Below are 5,187 nucleotides of genomic sequence, written 5' to 3' on the forward strand. Positions count from 1 at the left end.
AGCGAGCGTCGCGGCCGGATCGCGCGTATCGGTGGTGGTCATCGACTGCACCGTGATCGGCGAGTCCCCGCCGATAGGTACGCCGCCGACGAGCACGGTTCTGGTCGCGTGCCGCTGCATGTTCACCGCTCCTGAGCTGCGCTCTCGGCGCTACCCCTTGTTGACGACGAAGCGCACCACGTCAGCGTACATGAGGTAGCCGATGAGTGCGACGAGAACCAGCGTGCCGGCAAGCGACAGCCCGATCGAGAGCCGACGCGAGAGCGGCCGGTGCGCAATGGCCTCAATGACCTCGATAGCGATCTTTCCGCCATCGAGCGGAGGAATCGGAAGCACGTTCATTGCTCCAAGCGACAGCGAAAGTAGTGCGATAAAGAAGGCGAAGTCGATGGGTCCGCGCTGTGCCTCCTGGCCTGCAAGCACGGCGATGCCGATCACACCGGTCGACTGCGAGACCGAAGTCTGGAACGTGGCTGGCACGAAGAAGCCCGAGATAGCCTTGAAGACGGTGCCGATAAGCCCGAAGGACATCGCGAGCGCCTGCCCCACAGGCATGGGCACGTTGACCGCCTTGATCTGGATGCCCAAGATCGCCCTGCCCTCAGGACCCTTTCCGAGCTTGACGATTGCGGTGTGTGTCGAGCCGGCTCGCTCGTAGGTCACCGCGACTTGCTGGCCAGCTTTGCGCTTGCCGAGCGTCGTCAGCAGAGCGTCCCAGTCCTTGAGCTTCACTCCGTCGACAGCGGTAAACGTGTCGCCTGACTTCAGCCCGGCAGCAGCCGCCCCGCTACCCGGAGAAACGACGTCGATCGTGAGGGTCTGCTGCAGCGTCCCCACCAGCGACAGCACCAGCACGAACACCAGCACGGCCGAGATGAAGTTGACGACGACTCCCGCTGAGAGCACCACGATGCGCTTCCAGCGCGAAAGCCCTCGGTACGTCGTGGAGCGCGCCAGGTCGAGTAGCGTGTCGGGGTTGTCGGCAAGCTCGGCTGCGTGCTTCGCATCGAAGGCGTCATCGTCGGTCGCAGATCGGCCGATGGCATTCCAATCGACAAGGATTGTGGTGATGGACTCAGCGTCAGCTAAGTCGACTCCAAGATCATGCGCGAGTTCGTCGAGCGTGACGTGCTGGCGTCGGGTGACGTATGCGAGTGCCGGACCCAGGAGCGGGTCTTCCGGCCCGGGTTCCATGCCCGAGATGCGCACGTAGCCGCCGAGCGGAACTGCGGTAATGCCGTAGTCGGTCTTCCTGCCGTGGAAACGAAGCGCTGGACCCGGCAGACCGATCATGAACTCGTGGACGTGGACGCCGAATGCGCGCGCCATGAGGAAGTGCCCGCCCTCGTGCAACACGACGAGGATCGAGAACGTGACGATGAACCAGAAGATGTCGGCAAGCACCGTGATCATGCTCGGCATGCTCCATTCTGGGCGGTTGGCTAAGTCTTGTGTTCGTACCCCGGGCGGTAGTGCAAGCGACGAGCCACGGGGCGGCAAACGGCATGCTTCGCACGAAACCTACATCGGCACCGCGACGCGATGGGTTGAAGGCTAGCCGCGAGCGGCGATAACGCCAGACGCCGTGCGACGAGCCCAAGCGTCGATCGCCTCGAGCTGCTCGACGCTTTCGAGTTCCTGCCGCTCGTGGGTCGAGAGCACGGACTCCACCGTCGCCTCGATGCCGAGGAACCCGAGTCCACCGGCGAGAAATGCGGCGACAGCGACCTCGTTGGCCGCGTTGAGTGCGCAAGGCAGCGTACCGCCAGCCCGACCAGCATCCAGGGCCAGACGCAGGCAGCCAAACGTATCGATGTCGGGCTCGGCGAAGTCGAGACGGCCGATCTTGGCGAAGTCGACCGGCGGTAGCGGTGCTTCCCACCTGCGCGGATACGAGAACGCGAACTGGATAGGAATCCGCATGTCGGTGGCGCCGAGATGCGCCTTGACGCTGCCGTCAGCGAACTCGACCATCGAGTGAACGCACGACTGCGGATGCACGAGGATGCGCACCTGGTCGATGGTTACGCCGAAGAGGTGGTGTGCCTCGATGACCTCGAGCCCTTTGTTCATGAGGGTCGAGGAGTCGATGGTGATCTTGGGCCCCATCGCCCATGTGGGGTGCGCTAGGGCCTGTTCGGCAGTGACGGTAGCGAGCTGTTCGCGCGACCAGCCGCGGAACGGCCCGCCTGACGCTGTAAGCCAGATGCGCATCGCGTCGCGAGCGTCCTCCCCCAGGTAACACTGGAAGATGGCCGAGTGCTCCGAGTCGACCGGCAGTAGCTTGCCCGGCTGGACGAGCCGCGTCACGAGGTCGCCGCCGACCACCAGCGACTCCTTGTTGGCCAGAGCGAGCGTCTTGCCCGCGGTGAGCGCGGCGATCGTGGCGCGAAGGCCGGCCGATCCGACGAGGGCGTTCAGGACGATGTCGACGTCTGGCTGCTCGGCGAGTTCGACGACTGCTGCCGCGCCGCTGGTGACGACGGCGTCGTCGGCGACCAGCGTGCGAAGTGCGGCGGCGGCGTCCTCGCTCGCGATGGCGACGTTCTTGACGCCGAAGGCAGCGGCCTGCTCGGCGAGGAGCGCCGCGCTGGAGTTCGCCGCCAGAGAGACGATCTCGATGCGGTCGGGGTGCGCGGCAGCAACCTGCAGTGTCTGGCGGCCGATCGAACCGGTCGAGCCGAGCACTGCGACGCGAATGCGGTCGCTCACTTGACGCCCCCCCAGTGAAGAATCCAGTAAGCGAGCAGGCCGACGAGGATCAGCGAGTCCAGCCGGTCGAGGAAGCCGCCGTGTCCCGGCAGGGCCTTCCCCGAGTCCTTGACACCTGCCTCACGCTTCATGCGCGACTCGAACAGGTCGCCGATGACCACGGACGCGCCCACAACGATTCCGGTCGCGATGGCGAGCGGAAGCGATACACCAACGTTGGGGAAGAACAGCGCGAGTCCGACCCACACCACCAACGTGCCGAGCGCTCCGGCGATGAAGCCTTCCCACGACTTCTTGGGCGAGATTCTCGGCATCATCTTGTGGCGGCCCAAGGTCGAGCCGATCAGGTACGCCAGGGAGTCGTTAGCCCAAACGCCGAGCACGACGGCCAAGGCCAGATCGCGGCCGAATGTGAAGTCGCGAACGATGAGGACGAGGTAGGCCAGCAAGAAGCCCGTGTAGACCGCACCGAAGACGGTGGTAGCGGTGTCGGTGGTTCGCACGCGGACGAACACCACGTGCCACACGAGCGACGCCGCGATAAGCGCGGTCACGACCGCGGAAAGGCCGCTCAGGCCCCACACCGATGCAAAGATGGGCATGAGCACCGCGGCTGCCACGCCGAAGGTCTCGTTGGGTAGTCGGGACTCGCGGCGCTCCAGAGCGTAGAACTCGGTGGCGGAGAACCCGGCAAAGACGCTCATCACCATGGCAAGCAGCAGCGGTCCGTAGCCGCTCAGCCCCGGGATCTCGTTGAACCAGATCGCCAATAGCACGACTAGCGCGTAGACGGCGGCGGTAGCCACGCGAACGGCGAGGCGCGCCGGCTTGATGCCCGCAGGCTGCTTGTACTTCGCATCGACCATCTAGCGTCCCCCGAAGCGGCGATCGCGCTTCTCGAAGTCGATGACGGCGCGCAACAGATCGGTGCGGTCGAAGTCGGGCCATAGGGTCGACGTGACCCACAGTTCGCTGTACGCGATCTGCCACAGCAGGAAGTTGCTGACGCGCATCTCGCCGCTCGTGCGAATGAGTAGATCGGGGTCGGGTATCTCGGCGGTGTAGAGGTGGCGCGCAATCGCGTCCTCGTCGATGCTCTCGGGATCGAGCGTACCCGCCGCCACCTCACGTCCCAGTTCGCGTGCGGCCTGGGCGATCTCGACTCGGCCGCCGTAGTTCAAGGCCACGACCAGGGTCAGACCCTCGTTGTGGGCGGTCTTTGCCACAACACGGTCGAACGCCTCGCGGGTGGTGGGCGGCAGCGCGTCCATCTGACCGATCACGAGCACGCGCACGTGCCAGCGCTGAAGGTTGGTTAGCTCGCGCTCGAGGACCTCGACGAACAGTGACATCAGGCCGCTGACTTCATCGTTCGAGCGGCTCCAGTTCTCCGAGGAGAACGTGTAGATCGTCAGGTAACTGATACCAAGCTCGGTGGCGGCAGCGATGCACTCGCGGACTGCCTTTGCGCCAGCCGAGTGGCCGGCCACATGGGGAAGCCCGCGCTTCTTTGCCCAACGGCCGTTGCCATCCATGATGATGGCAACGTGCCGGGGCGTGATAGCGGGATCGAACTCAGCCAGCAAGGCGCGAGCTCGCTTGTTCTTGAAGAATGCCTGTCGGGAAGTTGCGTCAGGGGCCATGTGCTAGACCTCCATGACCTCCGCTTCCTTGCGCTTGAGCGCCTCATCGATCTGTGCGATGTGCGCGTCGGTGAGCTTCTGGACCTCGGCCTCGGCGCGACGAAGGTCGTCCTCCGAGATCTCGGCGTCCTTCTCGGCACGGGCGAGCTTGGCGTTGGCGTCGCGGCGGATGTTGCGCACGGCCACCTTCGCCTCCTCGGCGTAGTGCTTGCACTGCTTGACGAGGTCCCTACGACGCTCCTCAGTCAGCGGGGGGAACGGCAGACGGATGACCGAGCCATCGTTGGACGGCGTGATGCCCAGGTCGGAGGCCATAATCGCGTGCTCTATGGCCTTGAGCGCCGTCTTGTCCCACGGCTCGACCATGAGCATGTGGGGATCGGGCGACTTGACGCCGGCAATCTGGCTGATGGGTGTTGGCGTGCCGTAGTAGTCGACCTTGATGTCGTCGAGGACGGCACCGGTCGCGCGGCCGGTTCTGACGGTCGAGAACTCATGCGAAAGCGACTTGACGGCCTTTCCCATGTGATCGCGAGCGTCGTTCTGGACATCGGTCGTGCTCATCGGTTGTCTCCCCTCACGATAGTGCCGACGTGTTCGCCCATCAGCGCCTTTTCGATGTTGTCGTCGGTTTCCATGTTGAATACGAGAATGGGCAGTGCGTTGTCCATGCAAAGCGAGATCGCGGTCGAGTCCATGACCTGCAGGCCACGGTTGAGCACGTCGATGTAGGTAAGCTCGTCGAACTTGACGGCCTCTGGGTGCGTCTTGGGATCCATGTCGTAGATGCCGTCGACCTTTGTGGCTTTCATGATGCACTCGGCATCGACCT

General features: G+C 64.4%; 7 protein-coding genes. All 7 read right to left on the bottom strand.

What is annotated here, in order from left to right:
- Positions 1-120 (bottom strand): flavodoxin-dependent (E)-4-hydroxy-3-methylbut-2-enyl-diphosphate synthase (locus P4L93_03145; protein MDR3685944.1); only part of this gene is annotated, 120 nt, incomplete at its 3' end.
- Between the two features lie 30 nt (positions 121-150).
- Positions 151-1,422, bottom strand: coding sequence for a site-2 protease family protein (locus P4L93_03150; GenBank protein MDR3685945.1), 1,272 nt, complete (start codon positions 1,420-1,422; stop codon positions 151-153).
- A gap of 132 nt (positions 1,423-1,554) precedes the next feature.
- A complete protein-coding gene (gene dxr, locus P4L93_03155; GenBank protein ID MDR3685946.1) occupies positions 1,555-2,712 on the bottom strand; it encodes a 1-deoxy-D-xylulose-5-phosphate reductoisomerase in 1,158 nt (385 codons plus the stop codon).
- Positions 2,709-3,578 carry a phosphatidate cytidylyltransferase gene (locus P4L93_03160; protein ID MDR3685947.1) on the bottom strand — a complete coding sequence of 290 codons (870 nt, stop codon included), beginning with the start codon at positions 3,576-3,578 and terminating at the stop codon, positions 2,709-2,711. The genes dxr and P4L93_03160 overlap by 4 nt, the downstream gene beginning before the upstream one ends.
- Positions 3,579-4,355, bottom strand: a complete 777-nt coding sequence (locus P4L93_03165) for an isoprenyl transferase (protein ID MDR3685948.1) — start codon at positions 4,353-4,355, stop codon at positions 3,579-3,581.
- A 3-nt stretch (positions 4,356-4,358) separates the two neighbouring features.
- Positions 4,359-4,919 (bottom strand): ribosome recycling factor, encoded by a 561-nt coding sequence (gene frr / locus P4L93_03170; GenBank protein MDR3685949.1) that lies wholly within the window; start codon positions 4,917-4,919, stop codon positions 4,359-4,361.
- The coding region (pyrH, locus tag P4L93_03175) for a UMP kinase (protein MDR3685950.1) at positions 4,916-5,187 on the bottom strand (272 nt) is incomplete at its 5' end. The genes frr and pyrH, both read right to left, overlap by 4 nt.

Source organism: Coriobacteriia bacterium (genome assembly GCA_031292615.1).
Classification (GTDB): Bacteria; Actinomycetota; Coriobacteriia; order Anaerosomatales; family JAAXUF01; genus JARLGT01.